Genomic DNA, 25,269 nt, shown 5'->3' on the forward strand with positions numbered 1-25,269 from the left:
GAACCACGCGCCGCTCCCGGCCCGTCATAGGGGTTAGACGACGCCGGACCGTCCCCGGTCCGGCGGTGGAGGGAGCAGAGCTGACATGTCCGCGACGCAGGTGACCCGGCCCGGAACGGGGCGGATCGACGCCCGGGAGCGCCGTGTCCGCCCCGGGGTCGACGAGGATTATGACGACGACGGGGTCCGCCCTCTCCCCTCCACGGAACCGTCGCCGGGAGCCCGTTCCGGTCGTCCGGTCGGGAGTCGGCCGAGGCGCCCGCGGCCGGCCCCGGAGCGCGGGGTGCCCGTCCCGGCCCGGCGGTCGGCCCACGCGCTGGTGGTCATGGCGCTCGAGGTGGTGGACCGCAAACGCTCACCGAACAACATGCGCGGGGCCTTCCCGGAGCACCTGGTGGAGATGTTGCGGACTCTGGCGCGCACGGGCGTCCCCGGCAGGCAGCTGGGCCCCGCCCGCATCCATCGCCTCCACATCCACCCGGCCGGGGTGGATCCCGCCCCGGCCGGGGACGGGGGCACCGGGGCGGGCCACACGGCCGACGCCGGTAGCGGTGCCGGAGGCGAAGCGGACCCCCGGTCCACCGACTACGAGGTCTGCGCCACATACGCGCGCGGGCCGCGACTGTTCGCAGTCGCGGCCCGCATCCGGGTGACCCCCACAGGGGCCTCGTGCGTCGCGCTCCGGATGGTCTGACCCGGAGCGCGATCAGGGGTCAGTCCTTGCGCCCCTTGCCGGCCGACCGGGCGGCACGCTCGCGTCGCTCGGCGCGCTCCTTCTTGTCCTGGGCGCGACGGTCGGCGCGGTTGCCCGCACCGGACTCGTCGACCAGCTCCGCGTCTCCGGACTCGGACGGCCCCGAGAACTGCATCTGCTCGTCCGAGACGTCACGGCCGGTACCTGCCGCCTGCAGGATCGGGTTGGCGCCGGCCAGGGCGGCCGCCTGCGTGGCGGACGGCGCCGCCACGGTGTTGCGCTGCTGGTTGGCCTCGACCTTGACGTTGAACAGGAACGCCACGGTCTCCTCGCGCACCCCGTCCATCATCCCGGAGAACATGTCGTAGCCCTCGCGCTGGTACTCGACGAGCGGATCGCGCTGGGCCATCGCCCGCAGGCCGATGCCCTCCTTGAGGTAGTCCATCTCGTACAGGTGCTCGCGCCACTTGCGGTCGAGAACCTGCAGCATGATCGAACGCTCGAGCTGACGCATCGCGCCCTCGCCGCCGATGCCCTCGATCTCGGCCTCGCGCTCGTCGTAGCGGGCGAACACGTCGTCCAGTACGGCGTCCCGGAGGTTCTTGGAGCTGAGGTCACCGGCGGCGCCGTACTCGTCGCCGTCGAGGACGTCCTCCGCACTGATGGACACCGGGTACAGCTGTCCGAGTGCGTCCCAGAGCTTCTCCAGGTCCCAGTCCTCGACGTAACCCTCGGCGGTCGCGCCGTCGACGTACGCGCTGACCACCTGGTAGATCATCGACTCGACCTGGTCGGTGATGTCCTCGCCCTCGAGGATCCGCTTGCGCTCCTTGTAGATCACGGTGCGCTGCTGGTTCATGACCTCGTCGTACTTCAGGACGTCCTTGCGGATCTCGAAGTTCTGCGACTCGACCTGGGTCTGGGCGTTCTTCACCGCGTTCGAGACCATCCGGGCCTCGATCGGGACATCGTCCGGCAGGTTCAGCCGGTTCATGATGGCCTCGACGGCCGCGCCGTTGAAGCGCCGCATGAGTTCGTCACCGAGGGACAGGTAGAAGCGGGACTCGCCAGGATCGCCCTGACGGCCGGAGCGGCCACGCAGCTGGTTGTCGATCCGTCGGGAGTCGTGCCGCTCGGTGCCCAGTACGTAGAGGCCACCGGCCTCGCGGACGGTTTCGGCTTCCTTCTTGGTGAGCGCGCGCATGCGCTCGATCTCCTCATCCCAGGCGGCCTCGTACTCCTCCGGGGTGTCCACCGGGTTGAGGCCGCGCTCGCGGAGGTTGAGATCCGCGATGATGTCGGCGTTGCCGCCGAGCACGATGTCGGTACCGCGGCCGGCCATGTTGGTGGCGACGGTGACGGCACCGGGGCGACCGGCCTGCGCGACGATCTGCGCCTCCGAGGCGTGGAACTTCGCGTTGAGGACGTGGTGCTTGACCCCCTTGCGCGTGAGCAGCCGGGACAGGTGCTCACTGCGCTCGACCGAAGCGGTACCCACGAGCACCGGCTGCTTCTTCTCCACCCGCTCCGCGATGTCTTCGACGACGGCGCCGAACTTCGCCTCCTCGGTCTTGTAGATGAGGTCACCCTGATCCTGGCGGGCCATCGGGCGGTTGGTCGGGATCGGAATGACCTCGAGCTTGTAGATCGAGTACAGCTCGGCGGCCTCGGTCTCGGCGGTGCCGGTCATGCCGGACAGCTTCTCGTAGAGCCGGAAGTAGTTCTGGAGGGTGATCGTGGCCAGCGTCTGGTTCTCGGCCTTGATCTCGACCCGCTCCTTGGCCTCGATGGCCTGGTGCATGCCCTCGTTGTAGCGGCGACCGTCCAGGACGCGACCGGTGAACTCGTCGACGATGATCACGTCGCCGTCGCGGACGATGTAGTCCTTGTCCTTGGTGAACAGCTCCTTGGCCTTGATGGAGTTGTTCAGATAACTCACCAGCGGCGAGTTGGCGGCCTCGTAGAGGTTGTCGATACCCAGCTGGTCCTCGACGAACTCGACGCCGGGCTCCGTTACACCGATGGTGCGCTTCTTGCGGTCGACCTCGTAGTGCGTGCCCTCTTCGAGCAGCGGCGCGATGCGGGCGAACTCGCCGTACCACTTGCTCGAACCGTCGGCGGGGCCGGAGATGATGAGCGGTGTCCGCGCCTCGTCGATGAGGATCGAGTCGACCTCGTCGACGATCGCGAAGTTGTGACCGCGCTGGACGAGCTCGGCGGTGTCGTGCGCCATGTTGTCGCGCAGGTAGTCGAAGCCGAACTCGTTGTTCGTGCCGTAGGTGATGTCCGCGTTGTAGGACTCGCGACGCTGGGCCGGGGTCATGCCGCTGAGGATCGCGCCGACGGACAGGCCCAGGAACCGATGAACCCGCCCCATCCACTCCGCGTCACGCTTGGCCAGGTAGTCGTTGACCGTCACCACGTGCACGCCGTCACCGGACAGCGCGTTGAGGTAGGCGGGCAGCACACAGGTGAGCGTCTTTCCCTCACCGGTCTTCATCTCGGCGACGGCGCCGGTGTGCAGCACGATGCCGCCGATGATCTGCACCTTGTAGGGCCGCTGGCCCAGCACCCTGAAAGCCGCCTCACGGGCGACGGCGAACGCCTCGGGCAGTAGCGCGTCGAGCGTCTCACCCTCGGCCACCCGGCTCTTGAACTCGTCGGTCTTCGCACGGAGTTCGTCGTCGCTCAGCTTCTCCACGTCAGCGGAGAGCGAGTCCACGTAGTCGGCGAGAGCGGTGTACTTCTTGAGCTTTCGCCCCTCGCCGGCCCGGAGCAGCTTGGAAAGGATGGACACAGTCTCGAACGTCCTCGTGGTCGGGGATGTGGTCGGGGTTCTCACGAACCGGCGTGTTACCACACCGGTCCCTCGCACATCCTAGGTGTTCCGGGCCGTCCGTACACGCCGAGGGCGGTCCGGTCCCTTCGGATCGGACCGCCCCCGTGCGGTGCGGACAGCGGGTTGCCGGCCCTCTTACTCGGTCAGGGTGATCAGACCGTAGTCGAACGCATGGCGCCGGTAGACGACGGTGGCGCGGCCGGACTCGGAGTCACGGAACAGGTAGAAGTCGTGACCCACGAGTTCCATCCTCTCCAACGCCTCGTCGACGGTCATCGGCGAGCTGTCGTGCTCCTTGCGGCGCACGATCTGACCGGGTAGCTGCTCATCGTGCTCGATCGCGTCCGCGTATTCGTCGAGCACCTCGGCCGGCGCCGCGTCGGAGGCGAGCTCTGCGGTCGCCTCGGCCACCGACTGCGGACGGCGATGCCCCTGATGGCTGATCTTGCGCCGGGTCCGCGCCTTACGCATCTGGCGCTCGAGCTTGGCGACCGCCGACTCGAGAGCGCCGTAGAAGGTGTCCTCGGCCGCCTCCGCACGGGCGACACCGCTCTTGCCCCTGACGGTGATCTCGATGCGCTGACTCACCTTGGACAACCGCGGGTTGTTCTCGTGCAACAGGATCACGTCGAAACGCTGGATGTTCGTCGGCGAGATCTTCTCGATCTTCGCGAGCTTCGCGTTGATCCGGGCCCCGAAGTGTTCGGGTACCTCGACATTCCGGCCCCTGATCGTCACCGGGGCGTCCGGAGTGCCGGGATCGTCGGTCGTGGGACCGTCGAAGGTGGCGGGGTCAAGCAGGACTGCGGGGGTCTTCGCCATCGAAGCTCCTCCTCATCGGGCCTGCGGTGGACCACTCCGGCCGCTCCCGGACACCGCCCGGAATACCGGCCGAAGGGTCAACCCACATGGCTGAGTGGACACTCTCGGACGTGGCCCACCAACCACCAATAACAGTGAACGTGCTGGTGAACCGCGTCCGACACCCACCCTACCCGGTCATCTGGAGGTCGGCCGCGGGTCCCGCAGAAGTCGCGCACCGGAGGTGTCAGGCGGCCGTCAGCGCGAGCACCCCGGCCACCTTCAGCCCCCCGGATGCCAACGCCGCCGCGCACGCCGCCGCGGTCGCCCCGGTCGTCACCACGTCGTCCACGACGAGGATCGTCGCCGGGGTGGACAGCAGTGCGGCGACGGTCTCGGGCGCCCCGGGCGAGGCCCGGAGCGCCGTGTCGGCGGGACGGCGCCTGATCCGGCCGGCGAGGTTGTCCGTGCGCGCCTGCGCACCGAGCCCGGAGGCGTCACGCACCCGCCCCCGCACCTCGAGGAGGGGCGCCACCGCCACCGTGTCCGGGGGGACCGAACCGACGAGATCGGCGGCCACCGCGTCCGCCACCACACGCATGTGGTCGAACCCGCGCCGGCGGCGGGCCCGCGCGGACGCCGGTGCGGGGACCAGCACCACCGGACGTTCCCCGGCCTCCGCGATCTCCCCGGCTGCACGAAGGCGATCGATGCCGACAGCCAGCGCCGCACCGAACGTCCGCGCCAGGTCCGCCCGGCCCCGGTCCTTGTAGGCGGAGACCGCGTGGGCGGCCGCCCCGGTGTGCCGTGCCAGCGCCCAGGCCGGTGCCGTCAGATCGGCGCGGGTACGGATCCGCAGCAGCGGCCCCGCGAGGGTCTCCGCGCAGCCGGCGCACCACCGCTCCCCCGGCCTGCCGCAGCCGCCGCATTCCAGGGGGACGACGAGGTCCGCCAGGGCGGCGCCCCAGGAGAAGCCACGACGGCCCTGCCCGCCGCCCGCACCGCGGCGGATGGTGTCGGAGTGGGACCGTCCGGGGCGCGCGGGCTCCCCTGGAAGGCCGGGATCGGACACGACCGGATCAGCCGGCGACCACCGGCTCGGCGCGGATCGCGGCGAGCCCGTTGATCTCGCGCCAGTAGCGATCACTGGTCTCGGCGGCGGTGTCCAGGCGCAGGAGCGAGCGCTGGTCCACCGCATACACTTCGCGGCCGGCGGCGGCCACGTCGGTGACCGGGCCGGAGATGTTGCGCTGCGAGAGCGGCTCGGTGATCGCCCCGTCGACCGAGATCGTCACGACCGGCGCCTCCGCGGTATCGCGTCCCACCACGACGGTCGACCGGTCACGCCAGGCCACCGACGTCACGGTCTCGCCCAGAGTCCGACCGATCTGGCGGAACGAGCCGGCGAGCGGCTGCCCGGTCTCATCCGACAGTGCGCCGATGAACACCTTGCCGTCGGCGACCACGGCCATCCGGGCACCGGATCGGTCGATCCGCAGGTCCGACACCCCGGACCCGAGGTCCAGGATCGGTCGTGCGTCCATCTCCTGGATCGACGGATCGTCTCCGCCGACCCCGATCCGCACCAGGCGGGTGCCGTCGACCAGCGCCCAGACCCGTCCGTCGATGGGGTGGAAGGTCGGGCCGGCCACCGTGCGGGCGCTGATCGCCTCGACGGGCTGCGCGTCGAGCGCGCCCACCATGAGGCGGCGGGGTCCGGCCTGCACGTCCCCGGCCACCACGGCCACGGTGCGACCGTCATACGACATGGCGGCGCTCCGCCCCCCGCGGACCGCGGACCAGGGCCCGTCGGCCGGGCGGGCGCCGCCTGCGTCGAGTCGCACCAGGCCGTCGGCGGCGGTGAGGGCGTAGCGCATGGGCTCGACGGGTGGGTAGGGGTCGAAATCGCGGACGTCCTCGGTCGTCCAGCCTTCGGCGTAGCGCTCGTCGAGCGGGGCGCCGTCGCGTTCGAGCCGATAGGGCCCGGGAACGTCCGATCTGGCGAGGGTCCAGACCACCTGGGCCGCGAACTGGGTGGTGGCCTGGCTGCTAAGCACGGGAAGGCCGGTGAAATCGATGGTCGTGCCGGGCTGATCCTCATCGTCGGCGGACTCGGTCGGACGGACGGACACCGAGTCCGGGACCCGCGAGAGCACCGCCCCGTCCAACGCCGGCCGGGGCCCGGTGGCCAGCAGATTGACGAGCGAGTACCCCAGATCGGTGCGGTCGGCGGCGGTCCAGCGCGGGTCGGGGACGAGGGAGTCGGCGGAGCCGGAGAGGAAGAACAGTTCACGCTGGGCATAGGTGGAGAAGAACTCGGTGCGTTCGATCACCACGCCGGGCGGGAGCTCGTCGATGCGCCACTGCCCGTCGGTGCGGGTGAGCCCGATGGTCACCTCGACCTGCCCCGTGTCGTCGCGGAAGATCCCGCCCGGGTCGAGTGTGCCGACCTTCTCACCGCGCAGGGTGTACTCGGCGCGGTCGGCGGAGCGGCCGCCTTCGGCGCTGAGATCGGCGCGCAGCACGATGGTCGTCTCGGCAGAGTCGTCCCACTGCTCCGCTGCCTCCGGCGTGAGGAACTGGCGGGCGGCGGCGTGCCGCTGGTCGGCGATGGCCGCCGCCTTGATGAAGTCGCGGACCAACAGGTCGGGCTCCTGATCCGGCACCGGCGTGGGGACCGACAGGTCGGGCGAGGAGGGGGCGAAGGTGTCGATGACCTGGGGCGACGACGACGACGGCAGCGTCGCACAGCCCGTCGCCACCAACCCGGTCGCACTCACGAGCGCCACCAGGAGGGACAGCAGCCGGGCCCTGGTCATCCCTCACCGTCCGCGGTCCCGGGGACACGGTCGAGCGGGGTGGGCGAATCGGACCGGATCTGTCGCGCCTCGTCCTCCGGCGTCAGCGGCAGCGGGCTGGACGTCAGGGTTCCGCCGTGCTGCCTGGGGATGGTGAGTCGGAAGCAGGAGCCCTCGCCCGGGCTGCCCCAGCAGTCCAGTCGGCCACCGTGGAGCTTGGCGTCTTCGAGCGCGATGGCCAGGCCCAGACCGGTCCCGCCGGAGCGGCGTACCCGCGAGGGGTCGGCCCGCCAGAAACGGTTGAAGACCAAGGCCTCCTCCCCCGGCTTGAGTCCCACGCCCCGGTCGCGGACCGAGACCGCCAGCGCGGCGTCGGACATCCGCATCGTCACCTTGACCGGTTTCGATTCGGAGTGGTCCAGGGCGTTGGCGATGAGGTTACGCAGAATCCGCTCGACGCGTCGCGAGTCGACCTCGGCGATGACGGGATCGTCCGGCATGTCGACCTCGACCTCGACCCCCGCGGACTCGGCGATGTGGGCGACGGTCTCGACCGAGTCCTGGACGGCGTTACGCACGTCCATCTCGGCCACCGACAGCTCGGCCATGCCGGCGTCGTGGCGGGAGACCTCGAGCAGATCGGTGAGCAGGCTCTCGAAGCGATCGAGCTCCGACTCGAGCAACTCGACCGCTCGCTTGGTGGGCGCGTCGAGGTGTTCCGCCGAGTCGGAGATGATGCTGGCGGCCATGCGGACGGTGGTCAGCGGGGTGCGCAGCTCGTGGGAGACGTCGGAGGTGAACCGCTTCTGCAGGTCACCGAACTCCTCGAGTTGGGTGATCTGGTCGGACAGGCTCTGTGCCATGTCGTTGAACGCCATCGCCAGCCGCGCAACGTCGTCCTCGCCGCGGATCACCATCCGTTCCTTGAGGTGCCCGTTGGCGAAACGTTGGGCGATCGAGGCGGCCTGCCGCACCGGCAGGACGACCTGTCGGGCGACCATCCAGGCGATCGCCGCGGACAGCACGATGATGGCGAGCCCCGCGGTGGCGACGATGCCGCGCATGATCCCGAGCGTCTGTTCCTCGGCGATCAACGGATAGACGAGATACAGCTCGAGCCCCGGGATCGACGAGTCGGTGGGCGTGCCGATGATCAGCGCCTTCACCTGCTCGCCACGGAAGTCCATGGTGACGTACTGGGAGGCGATCCGGCCCCGCTGGACGAGGGACTGCAGTTCCGGCGGGACCTGGGCCCCGGCAGGGCTGACGACCTGCCCCCGGCCGGTCTGGTCGGGGATCACGAGTATCGGGTCGAAGGTGCCGGCGTGGACCGAGTCCCCGCCGGAGGCCAAGCCGCGCTCGCCGAGCGCGCTGCGGGCCTGGTCGAGCCTGGACTGTTCGCTGGTGCCCTCGTCGGTGGCCGCGATCTGCGCCTCCACCGTGAGCCGCAGACGGCCCGCCTGTTCGACGGCCGCGTCGAGTTTGGTCGACAGCAACTGCGCGGTCATCTGGCTCTGGAGCATGAACGCGATCGTCAGGATCACGCCCATCGACAACGCCAGGGTCGAGGTGACGACGCGCAACTGCAGTGAGCGCCGCCAGAGCCGCGCGATCCGCAGCCCCAGCGCCCCTGGGTCCAGGTCCGCCAGCCTCTCGCGGAGGGTCGGCGACGTGTCCGTCAGGTCGCGGGTGTCGCGCTCGTCCCCGGGGGACGCCGCCGCGTCGCCCGGGCGAGCGGCGGTCACGAGACCGCGCCCGCCTTGTAGCCGACTCCACGAACCGTGAGGACCACCTCGGGGTTCTCCGGATCCTTCTCGATCTTCGCGCGCAGACGCTGGACGTGGACGTTGACCAGGCGGGTGTCCGCCGAGTGGCGGTAGCCCCACACGTGCTCGAGGAGAACCTCTCGCGTGAACACCTGTCGGGGCTTACGTGCAAGCTCCACGAGCAGGTCGAACTCGAGCGGGGTGAGCGGGATCGGTGTCCCCTCGCGGGTGACGGTGTGCGCGGGCACGTCGATCGTCACGTCGCCGATGTGCAGTACCTCGCTCGGCTCGTCCTCGCCCCGCCGCAGCCGGGCCCGGATGCGGGCCACCAGCTCCTTGGGCTTGAACGGCTTCATTATGTAGTCGTCAGCGCCGGACTCCAGGCCCAGCACCACATCGACCGTGTCGGTCTTGGCGGTGAGCATGACGATCGGGACGCGGGACTCCGCGCGGATCTCCCGACACACGTCGATCCCGCTCTTGCCCGGCAACATGAGGTCCAGCAGCACCAGGTCGGGCTGTGCAGCGCGGAACGTCTCACTGGCCTGGACGCCGTCGCCGACGACCTCGGTCTCGAACCCCTCGCCCCGCAGGACGATGGTGAGCATCTCTGCCAGCGCGGCGTCGTCGTCGACGACGAGGATCTTGGGGGTCATTGTCACCACTTGTTGTCGGCGTATCGTGTCGGGGCGGCAGGCGCACGCGACCGTCGGAACGCTCCGCGGGTCGTGTTCCTGCTCATACAGACCTTACCCGCCCGGACCGACACCACGTGGGCACGGCTCGGCCTCCGAGACGAGCCCACTGCCGACCGGGGCGGCCGGTGTTCGCGCCGCCGGAGTACCCGCGGGGATCTAGAGTCCGACGACGACGTCGGCCAACTCGTGTACGTCGGGCTCGGCCCCGAGGATCGTCCAGGGCGAACGCCAGGAGGTCTCGGCGAGCCGCCGGTAGGCCCGGGACGTGTCGGCCTGCAGCGTCGAGTCGCGTTCGTACCGATCGCGGGCGCGGCCCGGATCGGACACTTCGCGGGAGCCCGCCCGTTCCGCGGCGACCTCGACCGGGGTGTCGAGCAGGATCTGGAGGTCCGGGACGGGCAGGCCGAGCCGCTCGAACTCCAACGCGCCGATCCATTCCACGGCCTCATCGGCCCGCTCCGCGCCCAGTCGGGCCGCGGTGTAGGCGGCGTTGGAGGCCACGTACCGGTCCAGCAGGACCACATCGTTGGCCTCGCCCAGGGCGGACAACTCCCCCGACGCGGCGTGGCGGTCCATCGCGAACAACAGCGCCATCGCGTGCGGGGAGTCCGCGGTGCCGGCCTGGCCTCCGTGCAGTGCATCGGCGGCCAGGTCGGCATGCAGGGTCCCGTAGCGGGGGAAGGCCAGGCGGCCGACCGTGAGTCCGCGGCCGGTCAGCTCCTCGGCGAGCGCGGTGGTCAGGGTGTTCTTCCCCGCACCGTCCAGCCCTTCGATCACGGCGAGCCTGCCGTTCACTGCCCTTGCCCCCCGGTCCGGAATCCGGTCGATCAGTAGCGGTAGTGCTCGGGCTTGTACGGGCCCTCGACGTCCACGCCGATGTACTCGGCCTGATCCTTGGCGAGGCGCGTGATCGTGCCGCCGAGCGCCTCGACGTGCAGCCGGGCGACCTTCTCGTCGAGGATCTTGGGCAGCAGGTGCACGCCGACCGGGTACTGATCGGCCTTGGTGAACAGCTCGATCTGGGCGATGACCTGATCGGAGAAGCTGTTGGACATCACGAACGACGGGTGTCCGGTGGCATTGCCGAGATTGAGCAGGCGCCCCTCGGACAGCACGATGATCGAACGGCCGTCCTCCTCGAAGACGAACTCGTCGACCTGCGGCTTGATGTTGATCCGGGTGACGTCGGCGGCGGACTCGAGGCCGGCCATGTCGATCTCGTTGTCGAAGTGGCCGATGTTGCCGAGGATGGCCTTGTTCTTCATCGCCTTCATGTGCTCGAAGGTGATGATGTCCTTGTTGCCGGTGGCGGTGATGACGATGTCGGCGTCGGCGATCGCCTGATCGACGGTGACCACGTCGAAGCCGTCCATGAGCGCCTGCAGGGCGTTGATCGGGTCGACCTCGGTGACCTGGACGCGCGCGCCCTGGCCGGCGAGCGCCTCGGCGCAGCCCTTGCCCACGTCACCGTAGCCACAGACCAGGGCCTTCTTGCCGCCGATCAGGGCGTCGGTGCCGCGGTTGATCCCGTCGAGCAGCGAGTGGCGGGTGCCGTACTTGTTGTCGAACTTGCTCTTGGTGACGGCGTCGTTGACGTTCATCGCCGGGAACGGCAGCACACCCTCGTTGTGGAAGTGGTACAGACGGTGCACGCCGGTGGTGGTCTCCTCGGTCACGCCCTGGACCGACTCGGCGATCGCCGTGAACTTGCCCGGGTGCGCCGGGACCGACTCGCGCAGCAGCGCGTGGAAGACCTTCTCCTCCGCGGACCACGCCTCGTCATCCGACGGCACGGCGCCGGCGGCCTCGAACTCGGTGCCCTTGATGACGAGCATCGTGGCGTCGCCACCGTCGTCGAGGATCATGTTGGGGGTCTCGCCCGGCCAGGTCATGATCTGCTCGGTGCACCACCAGTACTCCTCCAGCGTCTCGCCCTTCCAGGCGAAGACCGGCACACCGGCCGGCGCCTCGGGGGAGCCCTCCGGGCCCACCACGACGGCGGCGGCGGCCTCGTCCTGGGTGGAGAAGATGTTGCAGGACGCCCACCGCACCTCGGCACCGAGCGCGGTGAGGGTCTCGATGAGGACCGCGGTCTGGACGGTCATGTGGATCGATCCGGCGATCCGGGCGCCGGCCAGCGGCTGCTCGGTCGCGTACTCCTCGCGCAGCGCCATCAGACCCGGCATCTCGTGCTCCGCGAGACGGATCTGCTTGCGGCCCGCCTCCGCGAGCGAGAGATCCGCCACCTTGAACTCGATACCGTTGACGGACTGCACCTGCAGATCAGCGGACATGTGTGCGACCAGCTCCTTGTCGATCTCTGTGAAGACTTCCGCACCACACTAGCGGGAGTCCTCCCGCGCCGGTGGTCCGGTCACCGGTCCCCGACGCGGGTCCGGAACACCGTGGCCCCCTCCGCACCGGACAGCGTGACGGTGTTCGCCGACGCCGGCACCCAGCAGGCGCCCCCGGCGCCGAGGATCTCGGTCGAGTCACCGTCGTGGACCCGGACGGATCCGGAGGTGCACAACAGCACCTCAGGCCCTTCGGGCCGCCACCACACCGACTCGGTTCCGGCGGGAAGGTCGATACGCGACAGGGCGAAATCGGGTTCCGGCGTGGGGTAGTCGACCTCGCCGGGGATGCCGCGGTCCACGGGCGTCGGCTGCACCGTGGGGTCGGGCAGCGGGGTGAACTCGAGCACCCGCATGAGCTCGGGGACGTCCACGTGCTTGGGCGTCAGGCCACCACGCAGGACGTTATCCGAGTTGGCCATGACCTCCACGCCGACGCCGTTCAGATAGGCGTGAAGCTGGCCGGGGCCCAGGTAGACGGCCTCGCCGGGATGCAGGCTGACCCGGTTGAGCAGCATCGCCGCCAACACGCCGGGATCGCTGGGGTAGCGCTCCGCGAGCTCGGTGACCGTGGCGGCCACGGGCGACCAGGGACCGTCGACCCCGTGGGCGGACAGATAGCCGACAGCGCATCCGACCAGGTCCGACACGACATCGGCGAGGGCCGGGTGCGGCATCGTCACGAAGGTCGTGAACACAGCGCGCAGCCCCTCCGCATCCGGCTGACCCGCCAGCATGTCCCGATAGGGGCGGAGCAGAGCCACGTCCAGGGCGTCGAACAGGGCGATCGTGCGCTCGACGGGCCGGAAGCCGACGAGGGCGTGGAACTCGGTCAGCGCGACCAGGATCTCGGGCTTGTGGTTGACGTCCCGGTAGTTGCGGTTGTTCGCGTCCAGGGCGATCCCGCGTGCGTCCTCGGCCGCATAACCCTCACGTGCCCGCTCCGGCGACGGGTGCGCCTGCAGAGACAAGGCCTGCTCGGCGGAGAGCAGCTTGACGAGGAACGGCAGCCCCCCGCCGTACTCGTCGACGACCCTGTCCCCCAGTTCGCCCCGCGGATCGGCGGCGATCCTGGCGTCGAGACCGCGTCCGTCGGTGCAGAGCGAGGAGCCCGAGTCGTGGGCCCCGAACCAGTGCTCGGCGACGGGGTGCGGGGCCGGGGAGGCCGTCCCGCACAGCTCGGGGAGAGCGGTCCGGGAGCCCCAGGCGTATGCCTGGACCACCGGGCTGAGTGCCACCACTGGCCTACAGCCCCCCGACCAGGAGATATGCGGCCGACAGTTCGGTCCGGGCCATGAACGCGGCCACCTTTCCGCTCAACGGGGTCGGAGCATCGCCGACCGTGTCCTGACCACGGTCGGTGATCCACTCGACATCCGCGAGCGGGCCCGCGGCCAGCCGGACGAGGTCCTCGTCCGCGCTCAACACCATACCGAGGTGACGCGCCGGTAGGTCACCCCGCGGCCCGTCCAGCTCGTCGTCGTGGAAAAGGCTGGCCAGCGGATCCGCCGGCGGGCGGCCCTGGGCCCGCTCGGCCTGCGCTCGCACCGCATCGGCGACGGAGGTCGACGCGGTGACCCGGCCGGCGTCGCAGAACGCCGCGACCGCGCGGGCGCACACGGCCTCCGAGACCGCGTCGGCGTGGACCCACACCAGTGGGTCCCGTCCCGCGACCGTGGTGGCGAGAAGCTTCGCCGGGTTGACCGGGGTCGAGAGTTCGGGGCCGAGACTCTCGAGCTCGACGTCGATCGCGTCGGCGGCGGCGGTGACATCCAGGCCCCGGGCGCCCAGTGCGGTCAGCACCGCCATGCCGGCGGCGACATGGCGCAGGACCCCGCGATGCGGGGGCAGGTACGGCAGGGGCTCGAGCCACATGGCCTGCCCCCGGCCGGACTCCGCGACCGGCCCCTCCCGGGGCACGTCCACCACCACGGCGGCGCCACGACCGGCCGCGGTGTCGATCGCGGCGGCGAGCCCCGGATCCCCCGCGTCATCGCCGGAGACCAGGACCACGTCGAGCGCACCCACCCAGGCGGGCAAGCTGTGCGCCACCACGAGCGGCGGGACGGCAGAGCCGCCCACGGCCTCGGTCAGCGCGACGACCAGGTCGGCCGCCTGACGGGCGCGCGCGGACCGGCCACCGACCCAGACCATCGCCCTGGGCCGCACGCCGTCGAGCTCGTCGAGAAGCCCTGCCGCCACCGCGGTCGCGACGGTCCGGACCTGCGCGCCCCCCATCGAGGCGTGCAGAAGTGCCCCGGTCGCGTCCGCCGCGCGGAGCGCTTCGGCGTCGTCGAGATCGATCCGGCCGGATCCGGTATCGCTCGACAGGTCAGGCACGGACGATCGCGAGGACCTCGTCGACGATCGCGCCGACACCCTCGCTGGTCGGCGCCTCGGCGTTGAGTCGCAGGAGAGGCTCGGTGTTGGAGGCACGCAGGTTGAACCAGGTGCCCTCCCCCAGATCGACGGTCACGCCGTCGAGCCGGTCGATGGACACGGCCCGGTCGGTGAACGTCGCCACGACGGCCTCCATCCGCTCGGCCTGTGCCTCGGCGGAGTTCAGGGTCGAGTTGATCTCGCCCGAGGCGGCATAGGTCGTGTACTCGGCCATGAGGTCGGAGAGCGTGCCGTCCTGCCCGCCGAGCGCGGCAAGGACGTGCATCGCCGCCAACATCCCGGAGTCGGCGCCCCAGAAGTCACGGAAGTAGTAGTGCGCCGAGTGCTCGCCTCCGAACACCGCGCCGGTGTCGGCCATCTGTGCCTTGATGAAGCTGTGGCCCACCCTCGTACGGACTGCGACGCCACCCTGCCGCTCGACCAGTTCGGGCACCGCGTGGGAGGTGATGAGGTTGTAGATGATCGTGGCGCCGGGATCCTTGGCCAGCTCCCGCTCCGCGACGAGGGCGGTGATGGCCGACGGGGCGACGGGCTCACCGCGCTCGTCCACGACGAAGCACCGGTCCGCGTCCCCGTCGAACGCCAGCCCGATGTCGGCGCCGCTCTCGCGAACCAGGGCCTGCAGGTCCACGAGGTTGGCCGGCTCGAGCGGGTTGGCCTCGTGGTTGGGGAAGTTACCGTCGAGCTCGAAGTACAGGGGCACGATCTCCAGCGGGAGCCCGCCCAGGACGGCGGGGACGGTGTGCCCGCCCATGCCGTTACCCGCGTCCACGGCCACCTTGAGCGGCCGGATGTCCGAGAGGTCGACCAGCCCGCGCAGGTACTCCCCGTACCCGTCGAGGACATCGCGCTCGGACACGGTGCCGGCCGCTCCCTCGAAAGCGGGGACGCCGCTTGTCACCTCCTCGGAGATGACCTGCAACCCGGACTGCTGGCCCACCGGCTTGGCGCCCGCGCGGCACAGCTTGATGCCGTTGTACCGGGCGGGATTGTGGCTGGCGGTGAACATTGCGCCGGGGCAGTCGAGCAGTCCCGAGGCGTAGTAGAGCTGGTCGGTGGAGGCGAGACCGATGACCACCACGTCCAGGCCCTGGGCGGTGACGCCCTCGGCGAATGCGGCCGACAGCGACGGGGACGAGTCCCGCATGTCATGACCGACGACGACGGCGCCGGCCCCCTCCGAGCGCATGAGGCGCGCGAAGGAGCCGCCTACCTCGCGGACGAAATCCTCGTCGATCTGCTCACCGACGATCCCACGGACGTCGTAGGCCTTGATGACTGCTCGGACGGACTCGGCGCTGCGTGCCACGTGCTGCTCCAGGGATGAGGCGGGTGAATGTCACCCGCGACACTACCCGTGCGCATCCGCCGACGGATCCGCCTCGCGGGCGGGGATCAACCGATCCCCGGCCCCGGCTCCCCGGGGTCGTCGCCGGGCCCACCCGCCGCACTCCCCGCGGACTCCGGGGCGTCCGGAACCACGCGCAGGTGAGGACGTCCGGTCGGGAACTCGGGTGCGTCGTCCGGGAACAGCGGGCCCGGCTCGGACACCCCCAACCGCCGCAGGCGCTCGGCGTCGACGAGCGCGGCCCCGGTGCGACGACCACCGACGGGTCCGCCGGTGACGGCGTCGAGGAGAGCCGTGAGATCCGAGTCCTCGGCGGAGGTGTCGATGTCAGGGTGCCGGACCAGGTCCCAACCACGAGGCGCGGTGATGCGCAGGGCGTGGGCGGCGCACAGGTCCCACGCGTGTGGCTCCTCCACCGCGGGCAGCGGTCCGACCACCGCGGTGGAGTCCGCGTAGACGTAGGTGAGCGTGGCGACCGCACGATTCGGACATCCCGGGCGGCAGCAACGACGGTTCTCACTCACGAGATCCCAGCGTAGCCCCGACGAACGCCGACGCACCCCCCGACCCGCCCGACACGCCGAGGCGATCCACACGGTCCGCTCCGGCCGACAGGGAGCGGACGGCGCTATCCTCGCGCCATGACTCCCAGCGCCCATATTCCCGGACGGCCGCCGACCGGGACTGCCATCCCCGGCGCCGGCCAGACCGACGTGGCCGCGGGCAGCCGGATCTCGGTCCGGGACTTCCCCGGCGACCCGGGGCGTAGCGGCCCCCGCGTGGTGACCTCCCGCCGGGCCGAGCGTCGCGGCCACGGCCCCCGTGGCCCCATCCTGCCGCCGGAGGTCCCGCGGTGGCGCAGCCGCTCGGCCGAGTTCGACGCGGCGGCCCTCGAGGCCTTCGCCGAGATCGACCAGCACTGGCACAGCCAGCTGGTTCACCTCGACCTGGCCGTGGACATGGTGCCCCGTATGCGACTGCGCCCCGGGGAGACATGGCCCGAGGAGGTCGTGGCGGACGGCGACGTCCCCCTCGCCCGTCTGGTCCCCGCGGGGGTGGACCGCAGCGGGCAGCCGACCCGCGCCCGACTCGTGTTGTTCCGGAAGCCACTCACCCGGCGCGCGCCTGACGGCGACGACCTGCGCGACCTCGTGTACTCGGTCCTCGTCGAGCTGGTCTCGCAGCATCTGGAGATCTCGCCCGACGAGGTCGAGGCCGGCCCCGACCGCACCTAGGGCAGGCGCCGGGCTGCCCGTGGCCGATCGTCGGAGGGCCGGGCCGAAATGAATGGTGACCGCCCCGCGGGACGGTCAGGAACAGGCGGCTGCGACGCCGCCGGTCGGCGAGGACTCGCCGACGCGGATCACATCACGGCTTCGCGCTTGATCCGGCGCCGCTCGCGCTCGGACAGGCCGCCCCAGATGCCGAATCGCTCGTCGTTGGCCAGCGCGTACTCGAGGCATTCCGCCTTGACCTCGCACCCGGTGCAGATCTTCTTGGCCTCCCGGGTGGAGCCGCCCTTCTCGGGGAAGAACGCCTCGGGATCCGTCTGGGCGCAGAGAGCGCGGTCCTGCCAGCTCTCCTCCTCGTCCTCAGCGAACAGGCCGGGGACGCCGAGGTCGACCAGGGCCAGGTCGGGTCCTGCCACGGTGCGTGCCTGTCGATCCACGGTCATCCCTTCGTTGTGAGCTGCATACGCATGGTGAACTGCTTGGGTGTTTGAATATTCGCTCTGACGCGAACGGAGCGTTCTTCGGGTCACCCACCAGGGAATGACACACCTGTGATTACACACATGCAAGCCGCCCGGGTCAAGCGAAATCCGAGATACCTAGCATTTCTCACATCCCCCGGTCCCCCCTGACACGCCGTCTAAAGTGTGGCGTGGGACACTTCCGGCATCCGATTCGATGGATTCTCGGACCGGGTTCGCCGTGCCGGCCCGCCCCGGCACCTCACGTCCCCCACGGCGCCGACCACCCCGTCGGGCCGGGTCACTACCCTTGGGCGCTGTGAGGATCTGTGTTCTGGCCGGTGGCGTCGGTGGCGCCCGTTTCCTGCTCGGCGCCCGCCGACTTCTCGGACTGGACGAGGTGGCCGCGCGTACGGACTCCCCGCACCGGATCGACGCGGTGGTGAACGTCGGGGACGACGCGTGGATGCACGGCGTCCGTATCTGCCCGGACCTCGACACCTGCATGTACACCCTCGGCGGCGGGATCGACACCGAGCGCGGCTGGGGCCACGCCGGCGAGACATGGAACTGCCGCGACGAGCTCGCCGCCTACGGTGTGCAGCCGGACTGGTTCGGCCTCGGCGACAAGGACCTGGCCACGCACCTCGTCCGCACCCAGATGCTCGGCGCCGGCTACCGGCTCACCGACGTGACCGAGGCCCTGTGCACACGCTGGTCCCCCGGGGTCGCCCTCCTGCCCGTGTCGGACGAGCGCTGCGAGACGCACGTCGTGGTCACCGACGGCCCGGAGGAAGCCGGAGCGGGATCCACGCCCGCGCATGACTCGACCGACGGGGCCGCCCCGGCCGCCGGCCCGCGCGCGATCCACTTCCAGGAGTGGTGGGTCAAGCACAGGGCGCAGCTGCCCGCGTCCGGCTTCGTCCACATCGGAGCCGACAAGGCCCGCCCCACCCCGGAGACGCTGGAGGCGATCGAGAGCGCGGACCTCGTCGTCGTCGCCCCCTCCAACCCCGTGGTCTCCGTCGGCGCGATCCTCGCGGTCCCCGGGATCCGCGCCGCGCTGCGCGCCACCTCGGCCCCGGTCGTCGGCGTGAGCCCCGTGATCGGCGGTGCGGTCCTGCGCGGCATGGGCGACGCGTGTCTGACCGCGATCGGCGTGGAGACCGATGCCCTGGCCGTGGCCCGCCACTTCGGCGCGCGCGCGGGCACGGGCCTCCTCGACGGCTGGCTGGTCGCCCCCGGCGACGGCCCCGAGGGTGCGGACACCGGGGTCGTGGACGTCGACGGCGTCCCCGTCACCGAGGCACCGCTCCTCATGACGGACCCCGAGGCCACCGCCGAGATGCTCGCCGCCGCGATCCGCCTGGCCGGCCTCGAGGTGCCCGGGCGGGCCGCACGGTGACCGACGACGCGATCCCCGAGATCCGACGCTGGACGGCGGAGCACGCCGCGCCCTCCGACGTCACGATGTGGGCCCCGGACGGGCTGCCCGAGTTCCGCCCCGGCGACGACCTCGCGCGGATCCTCGCCGAGTCCCTCACCGCGGACCCGCACGGACTGACCGACGGCGACGTGGTGGTCCTGACCTCCAAGGTCCTGTCCAAGACCGAGGGGCGGATCGTGGCCGCCCCCACCGACCCGGCTGAGCGCGACGCCCTCCGGCGGCGCCTCGTGGAGGACGAGTCCGTGCGCGTGGTGGCTCGCGTCAACCGCACGCTCATCACCGAGAACAAGCTGGGGATCGTGCAGGCCGCCGCGGGCGTCGACGGCTCCAACGTCGAGGCCGGTGAACTGGCGCTCCTGCCCGAGGACCCCGACGCCTCCGCCCGCGCACTCGCCGCGGACCTGCGCCGCCTCACCGGCGCGCGCGTGGCGGTGATCGTCACCGACACCATGGGTCGCGCGTGGCGTACCGGCCAGATCGACCTGGCGATCGGCGCGGCGGGGATGCGGGTGTCGGTGGGCTACGACGGCGCCGTGGACCGCCAGGGCAACGAACTGCTGGTGACCGACGTGGCCGTGGCCGACGAGGTCGCGGCGGCCGCCGACCTGGTCAAGGGCAAGTTGGGCGGGCGGCCGGTCGCCGTGGTGCGCGGCCTTGCGCACCTCATGCTCGACGACGAGGGCGCCGGCGCCGCGCGTGGTGCCGACGGTGCCGATGTGGGCGGGAATGGTGCGGTCGGGAGCGGGGCGGTCGGAAGCGGTGCGGCCGGGAGCGGTGCCGGACCCCACGACGACGACGACGTCGACATCCCCCGGCGGGCGCGGGACCTCGTGCGTGACGGCGAGTTCGACCTGTTCCGGCTGGGCACCACCGAGGCGCTCGCGCAGGGGCGGCGAGAGGCCGTTCCCGCGCGCCGCTCGGTCCGCAGTTTCGCCGACGAGCCCGTCGACGCCGAGTTGCTCGCCGAGGCCGTGAGGGACGCGCTGACCGCGCCGGCGCCGCACCACAGCACGCCGATCCGGTTCGTGCGCGTGACCGGGCAGGCGCGCACGCGGCTGCTCGACGCGCTGCGCGAGGACTGGGAGCGCGATCTGCGGGCCGAGGGGCACACCGGCGAGGTGCTCGTCCGCCGGCTGGGGCGCGGCGACCTCCTGCGCACCTGTCCCGAGCTGATCGTGCCGTTCGTCGACGACGCCGCCGGCGCGCACGACTACCCCGACGAGCGCCGCAACGCCTGCGAGGAGACGATGTTCACCGTGGCCGGCGGCGCCGCGGTGCAGTCGCTGCTGGTGGCGCTGGCCGCCCGCGGTCTGGGCTCGTGCTGGATCGGGTCGACGATCTTCGCCGCCGACACCACCCGCCGCGAGTTGGCCGTCCCGGAGTCGTGGCGGCCGCTCGGCGCCGTTGCCGTGGGGGTGCCGGCCGAGCCGGTGACGCCCCGTGTGCCCAGGCCCGCCGGGGACGCGTATCTGACGATCGGGTGAGTCGGCAGCAGTACACGGGCCGGGCCGGACCTCCGCCCGGCTCGGCCCCAGCCACGGCCCTTACCCCAGACCTCGCCCTAGACCCACGCCGCCTATGCAATGTCTCGCCACCTGCGCAATCCGGTAGGTGGCGCGCTATCCGATAGGCGGCGTCGGCGGGGCTGGCCGGGCTGGCCGGGCAGACAGGGCTGGCCGGGCGGACAGGGTTGACTGGCGAGGCTGGCCGGACGGCTCGATCACATGTCGGTCGAGTACCGGATCCCGCCGTCCGGGATCTCCACACCCGGCCACACCCGGGCCCCGCGCAGGAGCTCGCAGCGGGCGCCCACCGAGGCGCCGTCACCGATCACTCCGTCGCGGACGAGCGCACGATGACCGATGCGTGCACCGAACCCGATGATCGAGCGCTCGACGGTCGCTCCGGCCTCGATCTTGGCGCCGTCGAACACGACCGCGCCGTCCAGCCGAGCTCCCGCGCCGATCTCCGCCCCACGGCCCACCACGGTCCCGCCGACGAGCACGGCCCCGGCACCGATCCCGGCGCCCTCGTGCACGAGCGCCTCACCCTCGTGGCCCTCGAGCGCCGGCGAGGGCGCGATGCCGCGCACCAGATCCGACGAGCCGCGGACGAAATCCTCGGGCGTGCCCATGTCGCGCCAGTAGGCCGAGTCGACGAAGCCGTACACGCGCTTGTCCTCGGCGAGCAGCTGCGGGAACGTCTCGCGCTCGACCGAGACCGGGATCCCCTCGGGGATCTGCTCGATGATCTCGCGACGGAAGACGTAGCAGCCGGCGTTGATCTGGTCGGTCGGCGGATCCTGGGTCTTCTCGAGGAACTCCTGGACCCGGCCGTCGTCGTCGGTGGTGACGCAACCGAACGCCCGCGGGTCGGAGACACGGACCAGGTGCATCGTCAGGTCGGCGTTCTTGGCGTGGTGCAGGTCGAGGACCTGCCGCAGGTCGGTGCCACCAAGGACGTCGCCGTTGAAGACCATGACGGTGGACGCGGAGAGCTCGGCCAGCACGTTGCGGATACCGCCGCCGGTGCCCAGCGGTTCGGTCTCCACCACGTACGAGATCTCCAGGTCGAGTTCCGAGCCGTCCCCGAAGTGCTCCTCGAAGACCTCGGCCTTGAACGAGGTGCCCAGCACCACGCGACGGATGCCGGCGGCCCGGATCCGCGAGAGCAAGTGCGTGAGGAACGGCAGGCCCGCGGTGGGCAGCATCGGCTTGGGCGCCGAGATGGTCAGGGGCCGCAGGCGGGTCCCCTTGCCGCCCACCAGCACCACCGCCTCGGTGTCCGCGATGAGGTCGTCGTCCGCGGCGCTCCCGGAGATCGTCGAGGTCACGTGTCTGCTCCCGCTGTCGTGGGCCCGGGGACGCGCAGCTGCGGTCCCGGCGGGCCGGTTCGTGTCGTTGAGGTCCGGCCCGCTAGCGCAGGGCGCGCTCGGCGGATCGGATCGCGAGGCGGCACCGGAGCTCCAGCCCCGCCTTGAGGGCCCAGCGTATCGGCGCCTGCCATGCATGTGGGTGCCGGTCCGCCTGGAACAGGTAGGCGCTGCGGTGATGGGCGCGGAGCGTGAACTCCGGCACGGACTTCGCCGCGTGACCCTGGTCGTGGTGGATGACCGACGACGGCACGTAGACGTTCTGCCAGCCCGCCTGCCCGAGCCGGTCCCCCAGGTCGACGTCCTCCAGATACATGAAGTAGCGCTCGTCGAAACCTCCGAGGGCGTCGAAGGCGGACCGGCGAAGCAGCAGGCACGACCCGGACAGCCAGCCGGCGGCCCGCTCCGTCGACATGTCCTGATCGGCGAGATATCGCGACGTCCACGGGTTGCCCGGCCACACCGGACCGAGCACGGCGTGCCCGATCCCGCCGCCCAGAGTCGGCACCGACCGCGCCGACGGGTAGACCGAACCGTCGGTCTCGGCGATGCGCGGGCCGAATGCCGCCCCGCGCGGCCAACGCCGGACGGCGGCCAACAGCTCGTCCACGCAGCCGGGCTCGAAGGTCACGTCCGGGTTGACGACGAGGACGAACTCCTGGTCGAACTCCTCGGGGCGCCGGGAGATCTCCGTCACCGCGCGGTTGATGGCTGTCCCGTATCCCAGGTTCCCACCGGTCGGGAAGAACTCGGCGAAGTCGTACTCGGCGGCCACCGCCTCGGGCGCACCGTCCGTCGATCCGTTGTCGGCCATCACCAGCCCCACAGGGCGCCCGGTGGCAGCGGGCAACGTGTCGACGAAGGCGCGGAGATGGTCGCCGGGAGAATAGGTCACCGTCACGACGGGTAGTCGGCTCGTCACGCGAAACACCCTACGGCGAGCGCCTCCGATTCCGACGCCCGGCGCGCGGCGCGGTAACGTGGGGAAATCTTGAGCCGCCGACTTTCTGGCGCGCTCAGAATCTACGACCTCGACGACAAGGACGGTGGATGAGCGCCGAGCAGCCAGCGACGCCCCGTCGCGCCCCCGGCCGGGCGCAGGGCCGACGGCGGGCCACGCCCCCGAGCCCCGTGCCCGCGCGCATCGCCCGGGCGGTCGCCTCGATCGTCGCGGTCCTCTGCCTCGTGGTCACCGGTATCGGGTGGTCCCTGTTCAACGGCCTCAGCTCCGACCTGTCATCGGCCGGCGGGCTCGAGGTGGGAGACGGTGGTCTCGACGGCGCCGTCGACATCCTGCTGGTCGGCACCGACAACCGGACCGACGCTCAGGGCAACCCGCTGAGCCAGGAGGAGCTCGCCACGATCCGGACCGGCGAGGAGGACGGCGAGAACACCGACACCATCCTGCTCGTGCGCATCCCCGAGGACGGCAGCTCCGCCACCGCGATCTCCATCCCGCGCGATGTGTACGTGGAGACCAGCACGATCGGCCCGAGCAAGATCAACGGCGTTTACGGGGCCTCCAAGGAGGCCTCGCTCGCCGAAGCCGTGGCCTCGAACCCGGACGGCGCGCTCACCGAGGACGACCAGCGCGCCGCGGTCCAGGACGGCCGGAACGGCCTCATCAGCGCGGTCGAGGATCTCACCGGGGTACGGGCCGACCACTACGCCGAGATCGGGCTGCTGGGCTTCGTCCTGCTCACCGACGCGGTCGGCGGGGTCCCGGTATGCCTGAACACCGACGTCGACGAGCCGCTGTCCGGCGCGAACTTCCACGCCGGCGTCCAGACGATCTCGGGGTCGGATGCGCTGAGCTTCGTCCGCCAGCGCCACGACCTTCCCGCGGGCGACCTCGACCGGATCGTCCGCCAGCAGGCGTTCATGTCGCAGCTGGTCAAGAAGACCCTGTCCGCCGGTACGCTCGCCGACCCCACCAAGCTCGGCGCGCTCATCGATGCCGCCCGCCGCTCGTTCGTGATCGACGAGAACTGGGACTTCGTGGACTTCGCGCTCAAGCTCAAGGACATCAGCGGCGGCAGCGTCCGCTTCGAGACCATCCCGGTCACCAGCATCGATTCGGTCACCGAGTGGGGCGAGTCCATCGTCACCGCCGACCCGGAGCAGGTCACCGAGTTCGTGGCCGGATTCGCCAGCGGCGAGGGCGAGAACGATGCCGTGGAGGAGGAGACCTCCGCGGCCGTGCCCCCCGGCCTCGACCCCGCCGAGGTGTCCGTGGCCGTCGTCAACACCACCGCCATCGACGGTCTGGCCTCGCGCGTGTCCGGATCGCTGGCCGAGCTCGGCTACGCCCCGGGCGAGCTGCTGACCGACCCGGCCGCCGCCTACACCTCGCACGTCGCGGCCCCGTCCGCCGGCGACGCCGCCGCGTTCGCCGTCTCCGACGCACTCGGCGGACTGCCCGTCCAGGTCGACCCCGCCATCCCCGCGGGCGCGGTCCGGGTGGTCCTGGCAGAGGACTACAGCGGCCCCACCGGCGAGGCCGCGGGCATCGAGTCTGCCTCCCCCGCCACCACCACGTACGCCCCGCTGCCGCCGTCGATCGCACAGCGGCCCACCTTCGATGCAGGTGGAACGGACGTCCCCTGCGTCAACTGACCCGCCGAGCCCCGGAGGCCCCCGAGTGAACACCGCCGCAGACACCGTCTTCCAGCCGCTCCTCGCCGCCGATCCGGGGGCGCCGATGATCACGCACTACGACCTCGCGGCGCCCTCCCGGATCGAGCTGTCGGTCACGTCCACCGCCAACTGGGCGGCCAAGATCGCGGGACTGCTCCGCGACGAGATCGGTGTGATGCCGGGCGAACGGATCGTGTGCGACCTCCCGGCCCACTGGCTGACCGCCGGCGTCCTGCTCGGAGCGTGGTGGGCGGGTGCCGAGGTCTGCACGCGGGACGCCGACGACGCCGTCGTCGTCATCACCACCCCCGACCGCCTCGACCGCCACCCCGCGGACCTCGAGACTCTCCTCATGACCACCGACCCGATGGGGCGGCCGCTCGCGGCGGCCGGCGTCGACGTGCCGCCCGGCGTTACCGACCTCGCCGAGGCGTGCCGCATCCACCCCGACGCGTTCGTCCCCTCCGGCGGTGGCGCTCTCGCACTCGACGGCGCCGCCCTGGCCGATCTGGTCGACACGGAGCTCGCTGCGCGCGTCCTCGTGCCCGGCCCGGACCGCACCGACATCGTGTCGGTGCTCGCCCGGGTCTTCGCCTCCGGTGGCACCGCCGTGCTGGTCACCGGTGCCGGGGCCGACGACGACGGCGTCGCCGACGTGGCCGCCACCGAACGCACCACGCTGACGCTCTGAGGCCACCCGGCGGACGTCCGCGACCCTGATCCCCGCCCCGGCCGGGTGATTCCACGCCGCTGAGGTCGCCCGCCGCGCTCGCACTGCCCCGAAATGCCGGAAGCCGCTACCCTGCGTCGCGATCCGCTACCCGAATGCGTTTGTTGCCAAGCTGTTCTTGGACAGTTGGTCGCGGATTCGGGGATCGGAGTTTGCATGAAAATTAGTGCGCCAATCGGTGCCACAGCCACG

General features: G+C 71.2%; 21 protein-coding genes. 6 read left to right on the plus strand and 15 right to left on the minus strand.

What is annotated here, in order from left to right; all coding sequences use genetic code 11:
• Positions 1-85: 85 nt before the first annotated feature.
• Positions 86-694, plus strand: coding sequence for a hypothetical protein (locus ACWIFB_RS16055; RefSeq protein ID WP_454058766.1), 609 nt, complete (start codon positions 86-88; stop codon positions 692-694).
• A 19-nt stretch (positions 695-713) separates the two neighbouring features.
• On the opposite strand, the gene secA is transcribed toward ACWIFB_RS16055, so the two are convergent.
• The 12 genes from secA to ACWIFB_RS16115 form a co-directional block, all read right to left on the minus strand.
• Entirely contained in the window at positions 714-3,485 is a 2,772-nt protein-coding gene (secA, locus tag ACWIFB_RS16060; RefSeq protein ID WP_452099327.1) for a preprotein translocase subunit SecA, read from the minus strand.
• Between the two features lie 183 nt (positions 3,486-3,668).
• Complete coding sequence (hpf, locus tag ACWIFB_RS16065) at positions 3,669-4,355, minus strand: ribosome hibernation-promoting factor, HPF/YfiA family (protein WP_454058767.1); 687 nt, start codon at positions 4,353-4,355, stop codon at positions 3,669-3,671.
• Positions 4,356-4,581: 226 nt separating this feature from the next.
• Positions 4,582-5,406 (minus strand): ComF family protein, encoded by an 825-nt coding sequence (locus ACWIFB_RS16070; RefSeq protein ID WP_452099231.1) that lies wholly within the window; start codon positions 5,404-5,406, stop codon positions 4,582-4,584.
• 7 nt (positions 5,407-5,413) lie between these two features.
• Positions 5,414-7,153, minus strand: coding sequence for an LpqB family beta-propeller domain-containing protein (locus ACWIFB_RS16075; RefSeq protein WP_452099230.1), 1,740 nt, complete (start codon positions 7,151-7,153; stop codon positions 5,414-5,416).
• The gene (gene mtrB / locus ACWIFB_RS16080) at positions 7,150-8,877 is read right to left on the minus strand and encodes an MtrAB system histidine kinase MtrB (RefSeq protein WP_454058768.1); all 1,728 of its coding nucleotides are present in this window, start codon (positions 8,875-8,877) and stop codon (positions 7,150-7,152) included. The genes ACWIFB_RS16075 and mtrB overlap by 4 nt, the downstream gene beginning before the upstream one ends.
• Positions 8,874-9,554, minus strand: coding sequence for an MtrAB system response regulator MtrA (mtrA, locus tag ACWIFB_RS16085; RefSeq protein ID WP_269075066.1), 681 nt, complete (start codon positions 9,552-9,554; stop codon positions 8,874-8,876). Before mtrA ends, mtrB begins: the two co-directional genes overlap by 4 nt.
• 198 nt (positions 9,555-9,752) lie before the next feature.
• Positions 9,753-10,391, minus strand: coding sequence for a dTMP kinase (locus ACWIFB_RS16090; RefSeq protein WP_452099228.1), 639 nt, complete (start codon positions 10,389-10,391; stop codon positions 9,753-9,755).
• A 32-nt stretch (positions 10,392-10,423) separates the two neighbouring features.
• Positions 10,424-11,890 carry an adenosylhomocysteinase gene (gene ahcY / locus ACWIFB_RS16095; RefSeq protein ID WP_452099227.1) on the minus strand — a complete coding sequence of 489 codons (1,467 nt, stop codon included), beginning with the start codon at positions 11,888-11,890 and terminating at the stop codon, positions 10,424-10,426.
• A gap of 80 nt (positions 11,891-11,970) precedes the next feature.
• Positions 11,971-13,188: a mannose-6-phosphate isomerase, class I gene (manA, locus tag ACWIFB_RS16100; protein ID WP_454058769.1), complete on the minus strand. Its 1,218-nt coding sequence runs from the start codon at positions 13,186-13,188 to the stop codon at positions 11,971-11,973.
• A gap of 7 nt (positions 13,189-13,195) precedes the next feature.
• Positions 13,196-14,290, minus strand: coding sequence for a hypothetical protein (locus tag ACWIFB_RS16105; protein WP_452099225.1), 1,095 nt, complete (start codon positions 14,288-14,290; stop codon positions 13,196-13,198).
• On the minus strand, positions 14,283-15,659 hold the full coding sequence (locus ACWIFB_RS16110) for a phosphomannomutase/phosphoglucomutase (RefSeq protein WP_454058770.1): 1,377 nt from the start codon (positions 15,657-15,659) through the stop codon (positions 14,283-14,285). The genes ACWIFB_RS16105 and ACWIFB_RS16110 overlap by 8 nt, the downstream gene beginning before the upstream one ends.
• 86 nt (positions 15,660-15,745) lie before the next feature.
• On the minus strand, positions 15,746-16,222 hold the full coding sequence (locus ACWIFB_RS16115) for a DUF3499 domain-containing protein (RefSeq protein ID WP_452099223.1): 477 nt from the start codon (positions 16,220-16,222) through the stop codon (positions 15,746-15,748).
• 189 nt (positions 16,223-16,411) lie between these two features.
• On the opposite strand from ACWIFB_RS16115, the gene ACWIFB_RS16120 reads away from it, so the two are divergent.
• Positions 16,412-16,933: a metallopeptidase family protein gene (locus ACWIFB_RS16120; RefSeq protein WP_372459564.1), complete on the plus strand. Its 522-nt coding sequence runs from the start codon at positions 16,412-16,414 to the stop codon at positions 16,931-16,933.
• Between the two features lie 128 nt (positions 16,934-17,061).
• Here ACWIFB_RS16120 and ACWIFB_RS16125 read toward each other — a convergent pair whose 3' ends face one another.
• Positions 17,062-17,373, minus strand: coding sequence for a WhiB family transcriptional regulator (locus ACWIFB_RS16125; protein WP_230930249.1), 312 nt, complete (start codon positions 17,371-17,373; stop codon positions 17,062-17,064).
• A gap of 337 nt (positions 17,374-17,710) precedes the next feature.
• Between ACWIFB_RS16125 and ACWIFB_RS16130 the strand changes: the two genes are divergently transcribed.
• Positions 17,711-18,796 carry a 2-phospho-L-lactate transferase CofD family protein gene (locus tag ACWIFB_RS16130; RefSeq protein WP_452099222.1) on the plus strand — a complete coding sequence of 362 codons (1,086 nt, stop codon included), beginning with the start codon at positions 17,711-17,713 and terminating at the stop codon, positions 18,794-18,796.
• Entirely contained in the window at positions 18,793-20,322 is a 1,530-nt protein-coding gene (locus ACWIFB_RS16135) for a coenzyme F420-0:L-glutamate ligase (RefSeq protein WP_454058771.1), read from the plus strand. The genes ACWIFB_RS16130 and ACWIFB_RS16135 overlap by 4 nt, the downstream gene beginning before the upstream one ends.
• A gap of 236 nt (positions 20,323-20,558) precedes the next feature.
• Here the strand turns inward: ACWIFB_RS16135 and ACWIFB_RS16140 are convergent, their stop codons facing one another.
• Both ACWIFB_RS16140 and ACWIFB_RS16145 read right to left on the minus strand, forming a co-directional pair.
• Positions 20,559-21,671 carry a mannose-1-phosphate guanylyltransferase gene (locus ACWIFB_RS16140; protein ID WP_372459561.1) on the minus strand — a complete coding sequence of 371 codons (1,113 nt, stop codon included), beginning with the start codon at positions 21,669-21,671 and terminating at the stop codon, positions 20,559-20,561.
• A gap of 82 nt (positions 21,672-21,753) precedes the next feature.
• A complete protein-coding gene (locus tag ACWIFB_RS16145) occupies positions 21,754-22,632 on the minus strand; it encodes a glycosyltransferase family 2 protein (RefSeq protein WP_454058772.1) in 879 nt (292 codons plus the stop codon).
• Between the two features lie 128 nt (positions 22,633-22,760).
• Here ACWIFB_RS16145 and ACWIFB_RS16150 point away from each other — a divergent pair, with 128 nt between their 5' ends.
• Both ACWIFB_RS16150 and ACWIFB_RS16155 read left to right on the plus strand, forming a co-directional pair.
• Positions 22,761-24,326 carry an LCP family protein gene (locus ACWIFB_RS16150; RefSeq protein ID WP_452099217.1) on the plus strand — a complete coding sequence of 522 codons (1,566 nt, stop codon included), beginning with the start codon at positions 22,761-22,763 and terminating at the stop codon, positions 24,324-24,326.
• Positions 24,327-24,351: 25 nt separating this feature from the next.
• Entirely contained in the window at positions 24,352-25,038 is a 687-nt protein-coding gene (locus ACWIFB_RS16155) for a TIGR03089 family protein (protein WP_452099216.1), read from the plus strand.
• Positions 25,039-25,269 lie beyond the last annotated feature (231 nt).

This window comes from Dietzia sp. NPDC055340, from assembly GCF_053645335.1.